21 protein-coding genes and 1 pseudogene are annotated in these 20,349 nt (G+C 62.6%); 19 read left to right on the forward strand and 3 right to left on the reverse strand.

Annotated elements, in window-relative coordinates:
• Positions 1-93 precede the first annotated feature (93 nt).
• The 11 genes and pseudogenes from NKJ72_RS31035 to NKJ72_RS27050 all read left to right on the forward strand — a co-directional run.
• A pseudogene (locus NKJ72_RS31035) lies at positions 94-237 on the forward strand (DUF2628 domain-containing protein); the annotation flags it as partial.
• A gap of 1 nt (position 238) precedes the next feature.
• Complete coding sequence (hisH, locus tag NKJ72_RS27005; RefSeq protein ID WP_352480180.1) at positions 239-889, forward strand: imidazole glycerol phosphate synthase subunit HisH; 651 nt, start codon at positions 239-241, stop codon at positions 887-889.
• A 3-nt stretch (positions 890-892) separates the two neighbouring features.
• Positions 893-1,183, forward strand: a complete 291-nt coding sequence (locus NKJ72_RS27010) for a DUF1330 domain-containing protein (RefSeq protein ID WP_352480181.1) — start codon at positions 893-895, stop codon at positions 1,181-1,183.
• Positions 1,184-1,185: 2 nt separating this feature from the next.
• A complete protein-coding gene (gene hisA / locus NKJ72_RS27015) occupies positions 1,186-1,935 on the forward strand; it encodes a 1-(5-phosphoribosyl)-5-[(5-phosphoribosylamino)methylideneamino]imidazole-4-carboxamide isomerase (RefSeq protein WP_352480182.1) in 750 nt (249 codons plus the stop codon).
• Complete coding sequence (locus NKJ72_RS27020) at positions 1,932-2,768, forward strand: arginase family protein (protein ID WP_352480183.1); 837 nt, start codon at positions 1,932-1,934, stop codon at positions 2,766-2,768. Before hisA ends, NKJ72_RS27020 begins: the two co-directional genes overlap by 4 nt.
• The gene (hisF, locus tag NKJ72_RS27025; protein WP_352480243.1) at positions 2,765-3,559 is read left to right on the forward strand and encodes an imidazole glycerol phosphate synthase subunit HisF; all 795 of its coding nucleotides are present in this window, start codon (positions 2,765-2,767) and stop codon (positions 3,557-3,559) included. The genes NKJ72_RS27020 and hisF overlap by 4 nt, the downstream gene beginning before the upstream one ends.
• 36 nt (positions 3,560-3,595) lie before the next feature.
• Positions 3,596-3,922, forward strand: a complete 327-nt coding sequence (locus tag NKJ72_RS27030) for a phosphoribosyl-ATP diphosphatase (protein WP_254815934.1) — start codon at positions 3,596-3,598, stop codon at positions 3,920-3,922.
• An 18-nt stretch (positions 3,923-3,940) separates the two neighbouring features.
• Positions 3,941-4,900 carry a type I pantothenate kinase gene (coaA, locus tag NKJ72_RS27035; RefSeq protein ID WP_352480184.1) on the forward strand — a complete coding sequence of 320 codons (960 nt, stop codon included), beginning with the start codon at positions 3,941-3,943 and terminating at the stop codon, positions 4,898-4,900.
• A gap of 78 nt (positions 4,901-4,978) precedes the next feature.
• A complete protein-coding gene (locus tag NKJ72_RS27040; protein WP_502901905.1) occupies positions 4,979-6,019 on the forward strand; it encodes a glycosyltransferase family 2 protein in 1,041 nt (346 codons plus the stop codon).
• The gene (locus NKJ72_RS27045) at positions 6,019-6,711 is read left to right on the forward strand and encodes a class I SAM-dependent methyltransferase (protein WP_352480185.1); all 693 of its coding nucleotides are present in this window, start codon (positions 6,019-6,021) and stop codon (positions 6,709-6,711) included. Before NKJ72_RS27040 ends, NKJ72_RS27045 begins: the two co-directional genes overlap by 1 nt.
• A complete protein-coding gene (locus NKJ72_RS27050) occupies positions 6,704-7,138 on the forward strand; it encodes a GtrA family protein (RefSeq protein ID WP_352480186.1) in 435 nt (144 codons plus the stop codon). The genes NKJ72_RS27045 and NKJ72_RS27050 overlap by 8 nt, the downstream gene beginning before the upstream one ends.
• Positions 7,139-7,312: 174 nt before the next feature.
• On the opposite strand, the gene NKJ72_RS27055 is transcribed toward NKJ72_RS27050, so the two are convergent.
• The 3 genes from NKJ72_RS27055 to NKJ72_RS27065 form a co-directional block, all read right to left on the reverse strand.
• On the reverse strand, positions 7,313-7,930 hold the full coding sequence (locus NKJ72_RS27055; protein WP_352480187.1) for an alpha-ketoglutarate-dependent dioxygenase AlkB family protein: 618 nt from the start codon (positions 7,928-7,930) through the stop codon (positions 7,313-7,315).
• A 131-nt stretch (positions 7,931-8,061) separates the two neighbouring features.
• Entirely contained in the window at positions 8,062-8,499 is a 438-nt protein-coding gene (arfB, locus tag NKJ72_RS27060; RefSeq protein WP_352480188.1) for an alternative ribosome rescue aminoacyl-tRNA hydrolase ArfB, read from the reverse strand.
• 79 nt (positions 8,500-8,578) lie between these two features.
• Positions 8,579-10,189: a phosphoenolpyruvate carboxykinase gene (locus tag NKJ72_RS27065; protein WP_352480189.1), complete on the reverse strand. Its 1,611-nt coding sequence runs from the start codon at positions 10,187-10,189 to the stop codon at positions 8,579-8,581.
• 342 nt (positions 10,190-10,531) lie between these two features.
• Here NKJ72_RS27065 and NKJ72_RS27070 point away from each other — a divergent pair, with 342 nt between their 5' ends.
• The 8 genes from NKJ72_RS27070 to tsaE all read left to right on the forward strand — a co-directional run bounded on the left by NKJ72_RS27070 (position 10,532) and on the right by tsaE (position 20,330).
• A complete protein-coding gene (locus NKJ72_RS27070) occupies positions 10,532-11,233 on the forward strand; it encodes a response regulator transcription factor (protein ID WP_023677547.1) in 702 nt (233 codons plus the stop codon).
• 148 nt (positions 11,234-11,381) lie between these two features.
• Positions 11,382-13,166 carry a sensor histidine kinase gene (locus NKJ72_RS27075; RefSeq protein WP_502901904.1) on the forward strand — a complete coding sequence of 595 codons (1,785 nt, stop codon included), beginning with the start codon at positions 11,382-11,384 and terminating at the stop codon, positions 13,164-13,166.
• Between the two features lie 31 nt (positions 13,167-13,197).
• A complete protein-coding gene (locus NKJ72_RS27080; RefSeq protein WP_352480190.1) occupies positions 13,198-13,644 on the forward strand; it encodes an HPr kinase/phosphorylase in 447 nt (148 codons plus the stop codon).
• 164 nt (positions 13,645-13,808) lie between these two features.
• Complete coding sequence (locus tag NKJ72_RS27085) at positions 13,809-14,210, forward strand: PTS sugar transporter subunit IIA (RefSeq protein WP_254815942.1); 402 nt, start codon at positions 13,809-13,811, stop codon at positions 14,208-14,210.
• On the forward strand, positions 14,207-14,503 hold the full coding sequence (locus NKJ72_RS27090) for an HPr family phosphocarrier protein (protein ID WP_352480191.1): 297 nt from the start codon (positions 14,207-14,209) through the stop codon (positions 14,501-14,503). The genes NKJ72_RS27085 and NKJ72_RS27090 overlap by 4 nt, the downstream gene beginning before the upstream one ends.
• A 156-nt stretch (positions 14,504-14,659) precedes the next feature.
• A complete protein-coding gene (gene ahcY / locus NKJ72_RS27095; RefSeq protein ID WP_352480192.1) occupies positions 14,660-16,060 on the forward strand; it encodes an adenosylhomocysteinase in 1,401 nt (466 codons plus the stop codon).
• A 188-nt stretch (positions 16,061-16,248) separates the two neighbouring features.
• Positions 16,249-18,810: a sensor histidine kinase gene (locus NKJ72_RS27100; protein ID WP_352480193.1), complete on the forward strand. Its 2,562-nt coding sequence runs from the start codon at positions 16,249-16,251 to the stop codon at positions 18,808-18,810.
• 8 nt (positions 18,811-18,818) lie between these two features.
• Complete coding sequence (gene tsaE, locus NKJ72_RS27105; protein WP_352480194.1) at positions 18,819-20,330, forward strand: tRNA (adenosine(37)-N6)-threonylcarbamoyltransferase complex ATPase subunit type 1 TsaE; 1,512 nt, start codon at positions 18,819-18,821, stop codon at positions 20,328-20,330.
• The last annotated feature ends 19 nt before the right edge of the window (positions 20,331-20,349 follow it).

Genomic DNA, 20,349 nt, shown 5'->3' on the forward strand with positions numbered 1-20,349 from the left:
CACTCCTCTCTTTTGTGGGGGGGGGGGGGGTGTTTGTTTTTTTAATCTAATTTCTTGGGGGGGGCGCCGCCCCCCCCCCCCCCCCCCCCCCACGCCGACATCCGCTATGTGTTGGAAGCCGCTGCGGATTCGGATGCACAAACTCCTGGGCAGCGTATCGTCCCAGACGCAGCACATGCCCGGCCGGCGCAGATGGGCCTGGCACTGGGGCTGAACCATATTCCGGGAAAGCCCTGAGATGAGGGTCGCGATCATCGACTACGGGTCGGGCAATCTGCGCTCGGCCACCAAGGCCTTCGAGCGTGCCGCGCATGAAGCCGGCATTGCCGCCGCGATTGAACTCACCGCCGATGCCGAGCGGGTCAGGACCGCCGACCGCATCGTCCTGCCCGGCGTCGGCGCCTATGCCGATTGCGCCGCTGGACTGCGTGCGGTCGCCGGCATGTGGGAGGCGGTCGAGGAGGTGGCGATCGCCAAGGCTCGGCCGTTCCTCGGCATCTGCGTCGGCATGCAGCTGATGTCGGAGCGAGGCCTGGAAAAGACCGTCACAAAGGGCTTTGGCTGGATCGCCGGCGACGTCAAGGAGATCACGCCGGCCGATCCGACGCTGAAGATCCCGCAGATCGGCTGGAACACGATTGACCTGAAGCGCAAGCATCCGCTGTTTTCCGGCATTGCGACGGGCGGCAAGGGACTGCACGCCTATTTCGTCCACTCCTACCATCTGGATGCACGGGAAGAGGATGAGGTGCTGGCGGTTGCCGACTATGGCGGCCCGATAACGGCCGCTGTCGTCCGCGACAACCTGGCCGGAACGCAATTCCACCCCGAGAAGAGCCAGGCGCTGGGCCTGGCGCTGATCACCAATTTCCTAGGCTGGAGGCCCTGAACCATGAGCAAGAAGGGCTATTGGATGGCATTGGTCGATGTCCACGATCCCGAGATCTACAAGCAGTACATCGAGGCCAATGCCGCGGCTTTCGCGAAATACGGCGCGAAGTTCCCGGTGCGCGCCGGGCGGTATACCAGCCCGGAAGGACCGACCGGCAATCGCCACGTGCTGGTGGAATTCGAATCCTATGAAATGGCGCTGGAATGCTACGGCTCGCCTGAATACCAGGAGGCCTTGAAGTACAGGCTCGCCGGCTCGACCGGGCACTTTGTCATCGTCGAAGGCGCCTGAAGGTGATCCTGTTTCCGGCCATAGACCTCAAGGACGGCAAATGCGTGCGCCTCCGGCACGGCGACATGGCGACCGCGACGATCTACAATGACGATCCGGCGGCCCAGGCGCGCGCCTTCGAAGAGCAGGGCTTCGAATGGCTGCACGTCGTCGACCTCAACGGCGCCTTCAAGGGCCAGAGCGTCAACAGCGCGGCGGTCGGCGGCATCCTAAAGGCGACGAGCAATCCGGTGCAGCTCGGCGGCGGCATCCGCACCCTGGCGCAGATCGAGGACTGGCTCGACCGTGGGCTTGCCCGCGTCATTCTTGGCACCGTAGCGGTGCGCGATCCGGATCTGGTCAGGCAGGCTTGCAAGGCATTCCCGGGCAAGATCGCCGTCGGCATCGATGCCAAGGGCGGCAAGGTCGCGGTCGAAGGCTGGGCCGAGGCCTCGAGTCTCGGCGTGATCGAACTGGCGAGGAAATTCGAGGGTGCCGGCGTCGCCGCCATCATCTACACCGATATCGACCGCGACGGTGTGCTGACCGGCATCAACTGGGACGCCACCATCGATCTCGCCGACGCGGTGTCGATCCCGGTCATCGCTTCGGGCGGGCTCGCCTCGATCGCCGACATCGTGCGCATGACCATGCCCGATGCCCGCAAGCTCGAAGGCGCGATCTCCGGCCGCGCGCTTTATGACGGCCGCATCGATCCGGCCGAGGCGCTGGCGATCCTGCGCGGCAAGCCGACGGCAGGGGCGTCATCATGAAAGTCTCGATTATCGTCGCCCCTTATGACAGCGGGCACCATCATGAAGGGTGCGGCCAGGGGCCGGACGCTATCATCGGCGGTGGGCTCGTCGAAGCCCTGACCGTGGCCGGCCATGACGTCACCGTCGAAGATATCGGCAAGGTCGGAGACGAGCAGGGGCGCGAAATCGCAACCGGCTTTGCCGTCTGCAACACTGTAGCGACCAAGGTTAGCCTCGCCCGCGATGGAGGACGCTTCCCGATTATCCTTGCTGGAAATTGTCTGACCGCCGCCGGTGCGGTTGCCGGTGAAGCCGCGGATTCGATCATCTGGATCGACCAGCATGGCGATCTCAACACGCCGGAGACGTCGCCCTACGGCTTTCTCGACGGCATGGCGCTGGCGGCGACTCTCGGGCTCTGCTGGCGTCCGATGGCGGCAGCGATTCCGGGGTTCCGGCCGATAGACCCGGCGCGCTGCCTGCTGGTCGATGCCCGCGACCTCGATCCCGACGAAAAGCGCCTACTGGAAGCCTTGCCGATCGTGCGCACCGAATGTGCCGGCGCACTCCATATGATCGAAAAGCTCACGGCGACAGGGACTATGCGGGCGCATCTGCATCTCGACCTGGACGTCGTCGATCCGAATGTGCTGCAGGTGAACCGCTACACGCATCCGGGCGGTCCGAGCCCGGAACAGCTACGGCAGCTTGCCTGCGGACTGGCCAGGTCCATCCCGATCGTGGGCGTTACGCTCTCGGCATACGACCCGGCCTTTGATTCCCAGTCCGAGGTTCCGCCCGTCGTCGGCCAGCTGCTCGTCGACTTTCTTGCGGCGATCGAGAGGATCTGATGCTGAAAGCCCGCGTCATCCCCTGTCTCGACGTCAAGAACGGTCGTGTCGTCAAGGGCGTCAATTTCGTCGACCTGGTCGATGCCGGCGATCCCGTCGAAGCGGCAAAAGCCTATGACGCGGCCGGCGCCGACGAGCTCTGCTTTCTCGACATCACCGCCTCGTCGGAAAACCGCGAGACCATTTTCGATGTCGTCGCCCGCACCGCCGAACAATGTTTCATGCCGCTGACCGTTGGCGGTGGCGTCCGTCAGGTCGCCGACATCAGAAAGCTGCTATTGGCCGGCGCCGACAAGGTGTCGATCAACACGGCGGCGGTGAAGACCCCAAATTTTGTCGCCGAAGCAGCGGACAAATTCGGCAACCAGTGCATCGTCGTCGCCATCGATGCCAAGAAAGTGTCCGCTGCGAGCGAGGCCGATCGCTGGGAGATATTCACCCACGGCGGCCGCGAGAAGACCGGCATCGACGCCGTCGAGTTCGCTCGGCGAGTGGTCGATCTCGGCGCCGGCGAGATCCTGCTGACATCGATGGACCGCGACGGCACCAAGGCCGGCTACGACATCGCCCTTACCCGCGCGGTCGCCGATGCCGTACGCGTGCCGGTCATCGCTTCCGGCGGCGTCGGCACGCTCGACCACCTTGTCGAAGGCATTCGCGACGGCCATGCCGGCGCGGTGCTGGCGGCGTCGATCTTCCATTTCGGCACCTACAGCATCGCCGAAGCCAAGCTGCACATGGCTCAGGCCGGACTGCCGATGCGGCTGGACTCGCCGGGTAATCGGTCCTAGAGCCTTTCCGGCTAAGAAGAGGCTGTAAACGCCGTCATGACCGAGTTCTCGCTCTCCGATCTGGAGAAGATTATTGGCGAACGCGCGCGTTCCGGCGATCCGGATTCGTGGACGGCCAAGCTCTTTCAGCGCGGCATGAGCAAGGCAGCGCAGAAACTCGGCGAAGAGGCGGTCGAAACGGTAATCGCAGCCGTCAGCGCCGACCGGGACGCGCTTGTTTCGGAAAGCGCCGATCTCATCTATCATTGGCTTGTCGTTCTCGGCATAGCGGACATTCCGCTGAGCGATGTGCTCAACGAGCTTGAACGCCGCACCGGTCGTTCGGGCATCGCCGAAAAGGCGTCTCGGCTGGACCGGGGCTGATCGCTGCGGAGGAACTCGATGGACCAGCTCGCTCCTACCGAGAAGTATTCACCCTATCGTTTCTTCTCGGCCGAGCAATGGTCGCGGTTCCGCGCCGATACGCCGATGACGCTCACCGAGGACGAAATCCGTCGTCTGCGGTCGCTGAACGATCCGGTCGATCTCCACGAAGTCGAGCGCATCTATCTTTCGATGTCGCGGCTGTTGTCGGCTCATGTCGAAGCCAGTCAACTCCTGTTCAGGCAGCGCCAGGCCTTCTTCAACGCGCTGGACGCGGCCAAGACACCGTTCATCATCGGCATTGCCGGTTCCGTCGCGGTCGGCAAATCGACCACGGCGCGCGTGCTAAAGGAGCTGCTGGCGCGCTGGCCGTCGAGTCCCAAGGTCGACCTGGTCACCACCGACGGCTTCCTGCTGCCGAACGAAGTCCTGCGCCGCAACAATCTGATGGAGCGCAAGGGCTTTCCCGACAGCTACGACGTCGGCGCGCTGCTGCGTTTCCTGTCCGGCATCAAATCGGCGCAGCGCAACGTCCGCGCGCCAGTCTATTCGCACCTGACCTATGACGTCATTCCGGGCGCGTTCCAAACCATCGACCGGCCCGACATCCTGATCTTCGAAGGTATTAACGTCCTGCAGCCGGGCAAGCTGCCGAAGGACGGCAAGATCGTGCCTTTCCTGTCGGATTTCTTCGACTTTGCCATCTACATCGATGCGGAGGAGGCGCTGATCCATCACTGGTATATCGCCCGCTTCATGCGGTTGCGCGAAACCGCCTTCCGCGACCCGGCCTCCTTCTTTCACCGCTATTCGCAACTTTCCGAGGATGCGGCCCGCGCCATCGCCGAGGGTCTGTGGACCAACATCAACCTGAAGAATCTGCGCGAGAATATATTGCCGACCCGCGCCCGAGCCGATCTCATCCTGCGCAAGGGCGCCAACCATCTGGTCGAGGAAGTGGCGCTCAGGAAACTGTAACGGCGCGGTTAACGGCGCCTTAGGCTATCCCGGCTAGTGTTCGATGGGCAATTCCAGCGGATCTGTCGGGAGCAGTCTGTGATCAACGCGAGCAGTACCGGAGTTCGTGCGACGCAGCTCCGCTATTCCCTGGTCATTCCGATCTTCAACGAGGAGGCGGTTCTTCCACTCCTTATCCGGCGAATAGTCGCCCTGCTCGACGTGCTGGACGCACCGGCAGAGGCTATTTTCGTCGACGACGGCAGTACCGACACGAGTGTGATCTACCTGCGTGGGATGGTTGCCGAGGAGCCACGCTTCCGGCTGATCGAACTGTCGCGCAATTTCGGGCACCAGATTGCAATTACGGCCGGCATGGATGCGGCTGCCGGCGAAGCCGTGGTGGTCATGGATGCCGACCTCCAGGATCCCCCGGAAGTCGTTCTCCAACTGGTGGAAAAGTGGAAGGAGGGCTATGAAATCGTCTACGCGAGGCGTATGCGGCGCGAAGGCGAAACCTGGTTCAAACGGCTGACAGCCAGCATCTTCTACCGGCTGATGGAGAAGATGACTTCGGTCGACATTCCCCGCGACGTTGGCGATTTCCGGCTAATCGGCCGCAAGGCTCTCGATACGTTCAAGCAGATGCCGGAGCGCAACCGTTTCGTGCGCGGCATGTTCGGTTGGATGGGATTCAAGCAGACGGCGGTCTCATTCGAGCGGCCGGCGCGCGCCGCAGGTGAAACAAAGTATCCTTTCTGGAAGATGCTCCGCCTGGCTGTCCACGGGGTCATCGGCTTTTCGGAAAAACCCTTGCGTATGGCGCTCTGGGCCGGGCTCGCTATCTCGGGGGTAGCCGCGCTGCTCGGGCTCTTCGCCGTGGCTTCCTGGGCATTCAGTTTCGGTGTTGTCCAAGGCTGGACGTCGACAGTTGTTATTGTTTCCTTCTTGTCGGGGATCAACCTGTTCATGACCGGTATCGTCGGCCTCTATGTCGGCGGGATCCACTCCGAGATCAAGCGCCGGCCGCTCTACGTCATTGATCGCCTTACTGGCTTCGAGGACGCGCTCCGGGCGGAAGTCGACAATCGAAACACCGAGGCGACGTTGTCGGCGTCACGCGACAGAAGGTTTGGTTGATGGCCGAACTCTTCGATCAATATCGCACCACCTATAACAGGACGGTCGACGACTCGATCAGGTTCTCCGGGCTGAAGCATGACTTCTTCCTGCAGGCCAAGTTGGCCCCTCTCGCCGACCTGATCGCGACACGCGGTATCGCGAGGCGCGACGGCAGCGTTCGGGCGCTTGATGTCGGCTGCGGGATCGGCGCGCTGCATCCTTACGTGAAGCCGCTTTTTCCAGACCTTCACGGCTGCGACATTTCGAGGGAATCCATCGCCCGGGCGCGTGAGGAAAACCCCTGGGTCACCTATGCCGACTACACGGCTCCCGTGCTGCCTTACGCGGACGGCACATTCGACCTCGCATTCGCCGTTTGCGTCGTCCATCATGTGCCGCCTGAACATTGGCCGAGCTTTGTTTGCGAGATGCGACGCGTCGTCCGACCCGGCGGCGTTGTCTCGGTGATCGAGCACAACCCGTACAATCCGCTGACACGCCTTGCCGTCTTCCGCTGCCCCTTCGATGAAGATGCTGTCCTGATCAGTCGCCGCCAAGCCGGGAATCTCATGGAGACAGCCGGCCTCACAGAGGTCGAAGGTAGACATTTTCTGATGTTTCCTTTCGCGAATTCGGTCGCGCGCAAGGTCGAGGGCTGGGTCTCGCACCTGCCGCTCGGGGCGCAATATATATGCAGCGGCCGTGTTTAGCGCCGGTTCGGGCTTCAGACTTGCAAAGCAGCCGGCGCGTTTCCTGATTATCGGCCTTGGCGCCACTCTGCTCTACGCACTGCTTGCCGCGGTATTTTCGATGGGGGAAACGCCATTGATGCGGCCCGCTTCTGGCTCGGTGCTCTCTTACGTCATCGCGGCCCTCTACTCCTACGCCGGCCACAAGTATTTTACCTTCGCGTCCAGCGGGGCGCATCGTTTCGAGGCGCCTCGCTTTTTCGTGCTGACATTGCTTGGTCTGGCGGTGTCATTTCTTCTGCCCGCCGTGTTGTCCGGGATTCTGGGCCTGCAGGCGCAGATTCCGATTGTGCTGACATGCCTCGTAATCCCGCTCGTCAACTATGTGATGCTTCGCCACTGGGTATTCGCCAGCGCTGGTCTAGGTTTGCGGAACGGCTCGAGATGATGCGATTCCCGGACCGCCCGAGATCGGCTGTTGGCGCTCCAGGCCTGGCGTGCGCGCAACGATGCAACGCACCGCCAGCTCCGGGCTTGCAACCCTGGCCGGGGCAGTGCCCTGCTGCTGGCCAAACGCTACAACGGCGGTCGTGCTACTGGCACCCCCGGGCACCCGAACAGCCTATGTCGGCGTCGTCACCCGCCTCAGCGTCAGATTGATCCGCCCGCCGTTCTTCAACAAGGCCGAGGTCGAGGGGTAGATACGGTCGACGCCGTGAAAGCAGAGCCGGCCTTCGCCGCCAAGCACTACGACATCGCCGCTCTTCAGCCTGAACGATTTGGTGGCGCCGTCGCGCGTCGTCTGGCCGATCCGGAACAGGCACTCGTCGCCGAGCGACACCGAGACGACCGGTGCCGAGAAATCCGCCTCGTCGCGGTCCTGGTGAAGGCCCATCTTGGCATCCTGCGAATAGAAATTGACCAGGCAGGCCTCCGGCGGGTGCGCATAGGCAGATACGTCCCGCCACAGATCGAGCAGCATCTCCGGGATCGGCGGCCAAGGCCTTCCGGTCACCGGGTGGGTCGGCTGGTAGCGATAGCCGTGCTCCTTGTCGGTGACCCAGCCCAGCGGGCCGCAATTGGTCATGCGCACGCTCATCTCCGTGCCGGTACGCGGCATTGCCGGCACGAACAGCGGGGCTTCCTCCACGACTTTCCTGATATCTTCCACCAGCACTTCCTGCATGGCGCGCGAGAGGTGGCCGGGCATATGGCGGACGCCTTTGGGCAGTACGAGCATCGCGTTGCTTGATCCGTTGGTCTGGAAAATCAGAATGCCACCGTCAAACGAAAACGGCGACCCGAAAGCCGCCTCCGACAGTAGCTGCGCGCGTTACGCCGGCGATCTGAGATCCGAAGCCGCTTCGGCTGTCACTCATCCTCAACCCGGCCGCGCATTTTCTTGATCGAGCCGCGCCCGGCCTTGCTCTTGAGCCGTCTTTCGACCGCGCCTTTGGATGGCCTGGTCTTCTTGCGCGGCGGTGGCGGTGGTTCGGCGGCCTTGGCAACCAGTGCCGTCAGCCGCGCCCGGGCGTCCGCCCGGTTCTGCTCCTGGGTGCGGAAGCGTCCGGCTTCGATGACGATGACGCCGTCCTTGGTGGCGCGCTGGCCGGCAAGCTTGATGGTTCGTTCGCGCACCCGCTCCGACAGGCCAGCCGCATTGGCGGCATCGAAGCGCAATTGCACTGCCGTCGCCACCTTGTTGACGTTCTGGCCGCCCGGGCCGGACGAACGGATGAAGTCCTCGTGCAGGTCGCCCGGATTAATCACCGCATCGTCGGTGATGATGATCTTGTCGTCGGCGTTCATGCCGCAGTCATGGCGCGGCAGGCGAAAAAAGAAAAGGCCCGATCGAAGCCGGGCCTTGAAGCATCACCAAGGGCGACGGCTATTCAGCCGCTACCTGCATGCGTGGTGCGGCGCCGAGCACGGTGGCGTCGACATGGGCTTCGAACTTTTCGAAATTGTCGACGAACATGCCGACCAGCCTTGCCGCCTGCCGGTCGTAGGCGGGCTTGTCGACCCAGGTCGATCTCGGGTCGAGAATGGCGCGGTCGACGCCGGCAACCGTCACCGGTACGTCAAAACCGAAATTGGCGTCGGTGCGGAAGTCGGCCGCTTTCAGCGAGCCGTCGAGCGCCGCCGCAAGCAGCGCCCGCGTTGCCTTGATCGGCATCCGCTTGCCGGTGCCGTAGGCGCCGCCGGTCCAGCCGGTGTTGACCAGCCAGCAATCGACGCCGTGGCGGGCGATGAGCTCGCGCAGCAGATTGCCGTATTCCGACGGATGCCGCGGCATGAACGGTGCGCCGAAGCATGTCGAAAACGTCGCTTCGGGTTCGGTAACGCCCTTCTCGGTCCCGGCCACCTTGGCGGTATAGCCGGAGAGGAAATGATACATCGCCTGCGCCGGGGTCAGGCGCGCGATCGGCGGCATCACGCCGAATGCGTCGGCGGTCAGCATGATGATGTTCTTCGGGTGGCTGGCGCGCCCCGTCTTGCTGGCGTTCGGGATGAAATGGAGCGGGTAGGCGCAGCGCGTGTTTTCGGTCAGCCCGCCGTCGTCGAAATCCGGCACGCGGCCGGCGTCGAGCGCCACATTCTCCAGTACGGTGCCGAAGCGCTGGGTGGTGGCGAAGATCTCCGGCTCGGCTTCGGCCGAAAGCTTGATCGTCTTTGCATAGCAGCCGCCTTCGAAATTGAAGACGCCGTGCGGTCCCCAGCCATGCTCGTCGTCGCCGACCAGCGTGCGCGACGGGTCGGCCGACAGCGTCGTCTTGCCGGTCCCGGAAAGGCCGAAGAAAACGGCCGCGTCGCCGGCGGGCCCTTCATTGGCCGAGCAATGCATCGGCATCACGCCTTTTGCCGGCAGCAGATAGTTGAGCACGGTGAACACCGACTTCTTCATCTCGCCGGCATAGGAGGTACCGCCAATCAACACGATCATGCGCGAAAGATCGACCGCGATCACCGTTTCGCCGCGCGTGCCGTGGCGGGCGGGATCGGCGCGGAACGACGGCAGGTCGATTATCGTCAAATCGGGCACGAAATGCTCGAGTTCGGCGGCTGCAGGCCGGATGAGCAGATTGCGGATGAACAAGGAGTGCCAGGCAAGCTCCGTGATCACCCTGGTCGGCAGCTTCAGTTCCTCGTCGGCACCGCCGACCAGGTCCTGCACATAAAGGTCCTTTCCAGCCGCATGGGCGCGAAAATCGGCGAGCAGCGTATCGAACTGGATCGGCGAAATCGCCTTGTTGTTGTCCCACCATACATGCGGCGCGGTGCTTTCGTCGCGCACCACGAATTTGTCCCTGGGCGAGCGGCCGGTGTGCTGCCCGGTCTCGGCGGCAAGCGCGCCATGCGCGGTGAGTCGGGCCTCGCCACGGCGGATTGCCTCCTCGTAGAGCGCGGCCGCGCCGAAATTATAGCGCACCACGCCAGTGGTTCTCAGGCCGATCCGATCGATTGCACATGCAGGATTGCGTTTGCCGGCTTCCGACATGGGTGTCCCTTCTTCGATTTACCGCGTCTTTACCGGCGAATTCCGGAAACCCCATTGCAGGAGCTAATAACGTCAAAACCAGAAAAGGCGAATGATATCAAATCATTAATCGATTTAAATATTTTGAAAGTTGTTTAAATCGTTTATATGTGCAAAAACACTGATGGTTGCCCAAAGGATTGGCGATGTTCATTCGTCCAATCCATATCGAGGTACAATTGTGGCCGCCGGCGTGCCGCGCGTGACAGCGGATAAAGCCTATGCCACATTTTGTACCTAATTTGTCCTGCAAAAGCCCCTTCTCGACGAAAGAAGGGACAGCTCATGAGGGAGCCGCTTGAAATGGCAACAATCGCGCTTGTCGACGACGATCGCAACATTCTGACTTCGGTTTCGATCGCCCTCGAATCCGAGGGTTATCGGGTCGAAACCTACACGGATGGGGCATCGGCGCTGGAGGGACTGGCGGCGCGCCCGCCGAACCTCGCCATCCTCGACATCAAGATGCCGCGCATGGACGGCATGGAGTTGCTGCGCCGGATGCGTCAGAAATCCGACCTGCCGGTGATCTTCCTGACCTCCAAGGACGATGAGATCGATGAACTGTTCGGCCTCAAGATGGGCGCCGACGACTTCATCCGCAAACCCTTCTCGCAGCGTCTTCTGGTCGAACGCGTCCGCGCCGTGCTGCGCCGCGCCAGCACCCGCGAGGCGGCGGCCAAGGCGCCCAACCAGCAGGCTCGGTCGCTTGAGCGCGGCCAGCTTGTCATGGACCAGGAGCGCCACACCTGCACCTGGAAGGGCGAGCCGGTGACGCTGACCGTCACCGAGTTCCTCATCCTGCATTCCCTGGCACAGCGTCCGGGCGTCGTAAAAAGCCGTGATGCGCTGATGGATTCCGCTTATGATGAGCAGGTCTATGTCGATGACCGCACCATTGACAGTCACATCAAGCGGCTGCGCAAGAAGTTCAAGGCCGTCGATGATGACTTCGAAATGATCGAAACCCTTTACGGAGTCGGGTATCGGTTCCGCGAAGCATGAATAGGCAGTAGGCAGTGGGGAATAGTCGGTAGTCAGTTTTGAATGATGCGAGCGGCCACTCATGCATCGCCGCGATCTCAGCCAACCATTTCTCTATTCCTGCTGCCTACTCACTACTCACTAATTACCGAGCGGGAGCTGCTATTCGATGGCAGTGGAAGTAGAGCGAGTGAGACGGTCGGGCGCCGCCAGGCGCCCGCCGCGGATTCTGCCCGCCTTGGTGTCGAAAATTACGGTGCCGATGCGCCGGTTTCTCGGCCATCACATTTTTTCCAGCCTAACACGGCGTATTCTCTTTCTCAATCTCGCCGGCCTTGCCGTCCTGGTCACCGGCATTCTCTACCTCAACACCTTTCGCGATGGGCTGATCGACGCCCGTGTCGAGAGCCTGATGACCCAAGGCGAGATCATCGCCGGCGCGATCGCCGCGTCAGCGACGGTCGAAACCGATTCCATCAGCATCGATCCGGAAAAGCTGCTTGAGTTGCAGGCCGGCGAAAGCCTCGGGCCGGGCTCCGACCAGCTCGACAATCTCGATTTCCCGATCAATCCGGAGCGCGTGGCGCCGGTGCTCAGGCGGCTGATCTCGCCAACGCGGACGCGCGCCCGCATTTATGACCGCGACGCCAACCTGCTGCTCGATTCCCGCCATCTCTATTCGCGCGGCCAGATCCTTCGCTACGACCTGCCGCCGGTCGAAGTGGAACAGCCGGACCTTCTGGAGCGCATCCAAAAATTCGTCTTTGATTTCTTCCGCAACAAGCAGCTGCCTGTCTATCGCGAGCAGCCGGGCGGCAACGGTGCTGCGTTTCCGGAAGTGGTCAAGGCGCTTACCGGCAGTCCGTCGACGATCGTGCGGATCTCGGAGCAGGGCGAGCAGATCGTTTCAGTGGCGGTGCCGATCCAGCGCTTCCGTGCCGTTCTCGGCGTGCTGATGCTGTCGACCGAAGGCGGCGACATCGACAAGATCGTCGCGGCCGAGCGCAAGGCGATCCTGCGTGTGTTCGGCATCGCCGCCCTGGTTACCGCCATCCTGTCGATGCTGCTGGCCTCCACCATCGCCAACCCGCTTCGCCGGCTTTCCGCGGCGGCGGTCAGGGTTCGCCGCGGCGTCAAGAACCGCGAGGAAATCCCCGACTTCTCCGACCGCCAGGACGAGATCGGCAATCTCTCGATCGCCGTGCGCGACATGACCAATGCGCTCTACGCCCGTATCGAGGCGATCGAAAGTTTTGCCGCGGATGTCTCGCACGAGCTGAAGAACCCGCTTACCTCGCTGCGCAGCGCTGTGGAGACATTGCCGCTGGCCAGGAACGACAATTCGCGGAGCCGGCTGATGGATATCATCCAGCACGATGTGAGGCGGCTGGACCGCCTGATCACCGATATTTCCGATGCCTCCCGTCTTGATGCCGAGCTGGCGCGGGAAGACGCGGGAACCGTCGACCTGAAGAAGTTCATCACCGATCTGGTCGCCGTCTCGCGCGAGGCCACGCGCAACAAGAAGGCGGTCGAGATCGAGTTCAAGGTCGCCAAACTGCCGCAGGGCGTGAAAGGCTACTTCGTCGTCGGCCATGATCTGAGGATCGGCCAGGTGATCACCAACCTGATCGAGAATGCCCGCTCGTTCGTTCCCGAAGATCGTGGCCACATCACCATATCGCTGGCACGCGCCGGCAAGTTCAACATCGTCACCGTCGACGACAATGGCCCCGGCATCCGGGCCGATAACATCGATCGCATTTTCGAGCGGTTCTATACAGATCGGCCGGCCGGCGAGGCGTTCGGTCAGAACTCGGGCCTTGGCCTGTCGATATCCAGGCAGATCGTTGAAGCCCATGGCGGCACGCTGAGCGCCGAGAACATCCCGGGCACCAAGCCTGGCGAGATCAAGGGCGCGCGCTTCGTGGTGACGCTGCCGGCGGAAGGCTGAGGGATGAATTCCAATCACGCCTGGTCCTATTGTGCAGCCTGAACACATTCACGGCACCGCGATCCTGATAGGTGATCGCGGCATTCTCATCACCGGACCGTCCGGCTTGGGCAAGACGACGCTGGCGCTCGCCTTGATCGATCATTGCAGCCAGCGCGGGCTGTTTTCCCGGCTGATCGGCGATGACCAGCTCTTTGCCGCCGATTGCGAGGGGCGGCTGGTCTGCCGCGCACCAGCCAGCATAGCCGGCCTCGTCGAGGTGCCGGGATTCGGCCCCAAACCGATACAGTTCGAGCCAAGCTGCGTGATCGACCTCATTATCCGGCTGGTGCCAGTCGGCAAAATGGCCCGCTTCCAGGAAGACTGCAGCGAACTCGTTGTCGGCGTGACGGTGCCGCGCATCGATCTTGCCGGGCGCAATGTCGCGGCCGCCCTGCCGGCAGTGATGTCGCGTCTATCGATTGCGCCTTTCCTGTGATCCGATTTCGATTTTTTGCTGCAATGCGTCAAATTGGCTTGGGCCGGCGCAATTTTGGGCTTGTCAACGGGCCTTGCGTCGACAAGATAGCGCTCCCGCCGCCTGGAACGGTCGGCGAGCATAAAATGCGCCTGTGAAGCGGCGATGACGGGAGCCACCAAAGAATGATCGGACTCGTGCTTGTAACGCACGGTCAACTGGCCGCCGAGTTCCGCAATGCCGTGGAACACGTCGTTGGGCCACAAGACAATTTCGAGACCGTGGCGATCGGTGCCGACGATGATATGGAACAGCGCCGCCGCGACATTATCGACGCAGTCGGCCGCGTCGATACGGGATCAGGCGTCATCGTTTTGACCGACATGTTCGGCGGCACGCCCTCCAACCTCGCCATTTCCGTGATGGAATCCGGCCGCATCGAGGTCATTGCCGGCATGAACCTGCCGATGCTGATCAAGCTGTCCAGCGTTCGCAAGGGCGACAACATGACGGCAGCCCTGGATGAGGCGCAGGCTGCCGGCCGCAAATACATCAATGTCGCCAGTCAACTCCTGAGCAGCAAATGAGCGCGCTGTTGCCGGAAAAGGACAAGATCGTTCGCGACTTTCCGATCGTCAACCAGCGCGGCCTGCATGCGCGCGCCTCGGCCAAGTTCGTTCAAATTGCCAGCGGCTTCAATGCCACGGTCCAGGTCGAGAAGGACGGCGTCAAGGTCGGCGGCACCTCGATCATGGGCCTGATGATGCTGGCGGCAAGCCCCGGTTATTCGATCCGCGTCACCGCCACCGGCCCGGAGGCCGAAGAGGTCATCGAGGCGCTGGAGCAACTGGTTGCTTCCCGTTTTGGCGAGGAATGCTGACGTGCTGATCGCTTCCGAAGACATGCACGGATAAAGATTTCTTTATATCCCATTGTCGTCCAACTCTCGATCTGCTAGTCAGGCCGGCAACTCGCGCCCTCCGACACGCTTTCGGGGCGGGCGCGTCCCGCAATCAATTCGCATCGGAGCACTGCCATGACGGGTAGCAAGGACTATGTGGTCGCAGACATCGCGCTTGCCGGCTGGGGCCGCAAGGAGATCGAGATCGCCGAAACCGAAATGCCGGGCCTGATGGCCTGCCGCGAGGAATTCGGCGACAAGAAGCCGCTCAAGGGCGCGCGCATCACCGGCTCGCTGCACATGACCATCCAGACGGCGGTGCTGATCGAAACGCTGAAGGCGCTCGGCGCCGATATCCGCTGGGCTTCCTGCAACATCTTCTCGACCCAGGACCACGCCGCCGCGGCCATTGCCGAGGCCGGAATTCCGGTGTTTGCCGTCAAGGGTGAGACGCTGGAGGATTATTGGGTCTACACCGACAAGATCTTCCAGTGGGCCGATGGCGGCACCTCCAACATGATCCTCGATGACGGTGGCGATGCCACCATGTACATCCTGATCGGCGCCCGCGCCGAGGCCGGCGAGGATGTGCTGTCTAATCCGGGCAGCGAAGAGGAAGAGATCCTGTTTGCCCAGATCAAGAAGCGTATGCAGGCATCACCCGGCTTCTTCACCAGGCAGAAGGAAGCGATCCGCGGCGTCACAGAAGAGACGACGACCGGCGTCAACCGGCTCTATCAGTTGCAGAAAAAAGGCCTGCTGCCGTTCCCGGCGATCAACGTCAATGATTCCGTCACCAAGTCGAAATTCGACAACAAATATGGCTGCAAGGAATCGCTTGTCGACGGCATTCGCCGCGGCACCGACACGATGATGGCCGGCAAGGTCGCGGTCGTCTGCGGCTATGGCGACGTCGGCAAGGGCTCGTCGGCTTCGCTCAAGGGCGCTGGCGCCCGCGTCAAGGTCACGGAGGTCGATCCGATCTGCGCGCTGCAGGCGGCGATGGACGGTTTCGAGGTGGTCACGCTCGAAGACGCGGCGCCGACGGCCGACATCGTCATCACCACCACCGGCAACAAGGACGTCGTTACCCTCGACCACATGCGCCTGATGAAGGACATGGTGATCGTCGGCAACATCGGTCACTTCGACAACGAGATCCAGGTTGCCTCGCTGCGCAACCTGAAATGGACCAACATCAAGCCTCAGGTCGATATGATCACCTTCCCGGACGGCAAGCGGATGATCCTTTTGTCGGAAGGCCGCCTGCTCAACCTCGGCAACGCCACCGGCCACCCGAGCTTCGTCATGTCGGCGTCCTTCACCAACCAGGTGTTGGCCCAGATCGAGCTGTACACCAAGCCCGGCCAGTACGAGAACCGGGTCTATGTCCTGCCGAAGCATCTCGACGAAAAGGTCGCGCGCCTGCATCTCGACAAGCTCGGTGCCCGCCTGACCGAACTGTCTGGCGAACAGGCCGCCTACATCGGCGTCACTCCGCAGGGACCGTTCAAGCCGGAACACTACCGCTATTAACCACGGCGAAACTTGCCACTAGATATTGAAGCCGGGCCATTGACTTTTCGCCCGGCTTTATTTTTGCGCTGATTGATTCTTCACGCCGATTCGCGCAAGCGCTATGGTGCTGATTCGCGGTCCGGGGACGAGGCCCGGGCGCACGCATCAGGGCGGTCTTGCATTCAGGCGGCGAAGAGGACCAAGACATGCCGGGGGATAACCCGCCTTGCGCGGGACAGGCCGTTTCCGGCGGCCATAACGATTCGATCACGGGCTCCGCTGCCAGAGGCGGCAGCCTTTTGTGGCGTGCCGGCACCCGTGTCGGGGTGCTGCTTGCTTCTTCCGCGCTGGTTGGTCCGCTGCTTGGCTTTGCTGCACATGCGCAAACCCGCGTGGCGCAAAAGGCCGGGCTGTCAGTCAGCACGGTCGAGGTCATGCAACTCGCCATGTTCGTCGGCGTCATGGGGGCGGCATTGCTGTCGGCCATCTTTCTGATCCGCGAACGGGCGCGCACCGCGGCGGAAAATGCCGAGCTCAGGACCCGTATCGCCGACGTCAATGCCGCGCTGCAGCGCTCCGAGGCGCTGCTCCATTCCCGCGATCAGCGCGTGGTCGTATGGGCGGCCGAAAACAAGAAGCCCGAGCTTGTCGGGACATTGCCGCTCGAGAGCGGCGCGCCGGAGGACCGGGCGGCCTTCCTGGCTTTCGGCCGCTGGCTTATGCCGCGTTCGGCGGCCGCACTCGAACATGCCGTCGCATCACTGCGGGACAAGGCAAAGCCGTTCGATCTGGTCATCGAATCGCAGGCCGGCCAGCCGCTCGAGGTTCACGGCCGCAAGAGTGCGGCGCATGTGCTGGTTCGCTTCGTCTCGCTTTCGGAGACACAGCGAAGCCAGGCCAGGCTGAAGATCGAGAACCAGCGCTTGGCCGCCGACCATGAGACGCTGATCGGTCTTCTGGATGCGCTCAAGATGCCGTCATGGCTGCGTACTGTCGACGGGCGGCTGAAATGGGTCAACCGCGCCTATGCCGAAGCGGTCGAGGCCGAGAATGCCGAAGCGGCGGTTCGTGACGGCAAGGAATTCCTCGGAGGCCAGGCGCGCGACACGATCGCTGAGCAGCACAAGTCGCACCCCGTCTTCGAACAGACGCTCTCCACGGTGATCGAAGGCGACCGCCGTATGTTTGCCGTGACCGATTTTGCCGGGGCGGATGGTTCGGCTGGTCTTGCCTGCGACATCAGCGCCATCGAGGCCATTCGCGCCGAATATGAGCGGACCGTGCAGAGCCACGCCGACACGCTCGATCAGCTCAACACCGCCGTGGCGATTTTCGATACCGACGAGAAATTGCGGTTTTTCAATCAGGCGTTCCAGAAACTATGGGGCCTCGACAGCGGCTTCCTGCACAGCGCGCCGGATAACGCCTTGCTGCTCGACCGCCTGCGCAGCGAAGGCAAGATCGCCGAGCAGCCCGAATGGCGGCGCTGGAAAGAGAGCCTGCTCGGCGCCTACCGCGCGGTTGAATCGCAGGAGCATTGGTGGCATCTGCCGGACGGCAAAACCATTCGCGTCGTCGCCAATCCGCAGCCCAAGGGCGGCGTCACCTGGGTGTTTGAGAACCTGACCGAGAAGATGGACCTTGAAAGCCGCTATCAGACCGCTGTGCGGGTCCAGGGTGAGACGCTCGACAACCTTGCCGAAGGCGTCGCTGTGTTCGGCCCCGACGGCAGGCTGAGATTGTCCAACCCGGCCTTCGCGGCACTGTGGGGGCTGGATGCCGATGCCTCAAAACCCAACGTCCATGTCTCGACGATCCGCGAACTTTGCGACCGCCGTGCCGTCGACAGTCCGTGGGGCGGGTTCGTTGCCGCCATCACAGGCTTCGACGACGAGCGCCGCGACCGCCACGGCCAGACCGAATTGAACAACGGCACCGTTTTGCGCTACGCCGTCATCCCTTTGCCCAACGGCCAGGTGATGATGACCTTCGTCGACGTTACCGACAGCGTCAATGTCGAGCGGGCGCTGAAGGACAAGAATGAGGCGCTGCAAAAGTCCGACCAAATCAAGAACGAATTCGTGCAGCACGTCTCCTATGAGCTGCGCTCGCCACTCACCAACATCATCGGCTTTACCGAGCTTCTTTCACTGCCGTCGACTGGTCCGTTGAACCAGAAGCAACGCGAATATATCGGGCATGTCGGCTCGTCCTCCTCGGTCCTGCTCACCATCGTCAACGACATCCTCGATCTGGCGACGGTGGATGCCGGCATCATGGAACTCGACATTTCCGAAGTTCACATCAATCGAACCATCACAGCCGCCGCCGAACTGGTCGCCGATCGGCTGGAGGAACATGCGATCAAGCTTAGGATCGACGCGGCTGCCGCGCCGAAGACCTTCCACGGCGACGAGATCCGCGTCCGCCAGATACTCTACAATCTGCTCAGCAATGCCGCCAATTACGCGCCGGAGGCGAGTACCATAACGCTCGCCTGCCGCCAGCTTGCCGACGGCGTGGAATTTTCCGTTCACGATGACGGCCCCGGCATGCCGCCGGACCTGCTTGAGTCAGTGTTCCGGCGCTTCGAGCCGCGCACCAATGGCGGCCGCCGCCGTGGCGCCGGGCTCGGCCTGTCGATCGTCAAGAGCTTTGTCGAACTCCATGGCGGCAGCGTCCGCATCGAGACCGGCAGGGATAAGGGCACGACAGTTGTTTGCGCCTTTCCCGACACGCCGTCGGGCATCCGTGCGGCGGCCGAGTAGCGCGGTCGATGGCGGTATTGGTGCTGGAGCGTTTTCTCGCCGACGAGGCTGCGACGGCAAGGCTCGGCGAGGATCTTGCCATGTCGCTGCGCATTGGCGACGTGCTCGCTCTCAAGGGCGATCTCGGCGCCGGCAAATCGACCTTGGCACGGGCGCTGATCAGGGCGCTGGCCGACGATGCCGGCCTAGACGTGCCGAGCCCGACCTTCACGCTGGTCCAGAGCTACGACACGCGTGTGCCGGTCCATCATTTCGATCTCTACCGCTTGGGCACGGCATCCGAGCTGGACGAGCTGGGCTTCGACGAGGCGCTGACGCAAGCGGCTGCGCTGGTTGAATGGCCGGAGCGGGCAGAGGCATATTTGCCGAAAACCTCGGTGCTGGTCGAACTTCTCCAGCAGGGCGACGGCCGACTGGCGAGACTGTCGGGGGAGGGCGCCGCCTTCGAGCGCGCGGCGCGATCGCTGGCAATGCGCGATTTTCTCGGGCAGGCCGGTTGGGGCGAAGCGCAGCGGCGATATTTCATTGGTGATGCCTCGGCTCGCTCCTACGAGATCGTCACGCTCGCCGGATTTCCGCCGCGCGTGCTGATGAACTCGCCAAGACTGGTGCTCGGACCGCCAATCCGCGACGGCAAACCCTATGCCGAGATCGCCCACACGGCGCAATCCGTTTCGGCATTCGTCGCCATCGACCGGGCCTTGCGGGCCGGCGGTGTCAGCGTCCCGGAAATCCATGCCCAGGATCTCGAGCAGGGTTTTCTTCTGCTGGAGCATCTCGGTTCCCAAGGCTTCCTCGACAAGCGCGGCCAGCCGGTGGCCGCGCGTTATGCGGCGGCGGCCGAACTGCTTGCCATGATGCACGGCAAAACATGGCCGGCCCGCATACAGGCCGGCCCCGGCGTCTTCCACGAGGTGCCGCCTTTCGACCGCGACGCCATGATGATCGAGGCCGAATTGCTGGTCGACTGGTATGTCCCGGCGATTTCAGGCGCTCCGCCAAGCGAGGCGCTGCGCGCCGGCTACCGCAGCGAATGGAATGCGGTGCTCGATCGGCTCGAGGGGCGCGAATACACGCTTATGTTGCGCGACTTCCATTCGCCCAACCTGATCTGGCGCGCTGACCGTTCCGGTCATGACCGCCTCGGCGTCGTCGATGTCCAGGATGCGCTGATCGGACCGTCCGCCTACGACGTCGCCTCGCTCGCCATGGACGCGCGCGTCACCATTTCACCTGAAATCGAAAAGCACACGCTCGCCGCCTATATCGCCGCGCGGCGCGCTGCCGGCGTCTTCGACGAGGACGAATTCCTCGAAACCTATGCAATCATGGCCGCACAGCGCAATTCCAAGGTACTCGGCATCTTCGTGCGGCTCGAAAAACGCGACGGCAAGCCTTATTATCTGAAGCATCTGCCGCGCATCCGCGACTATCTTCGCCGGGCGCTGGCGCATCCGGCGCTGGCCGGGCTGCAGGATTTCTACATCGCCCACGGCTTGCTGGAGGAACGCTCGATTTGACGGCTAAGGATTCAGGCCT

The sequence above is a fragment of the Mesorhizobium sp. M0045 genome (assembly GCF_040323385.1).
Lineage (GTDB): Bacteria > Pseudomonadota > Alphaproteobacteria > Rhizobiales > Rhizobiaceae > Mesorhizobium.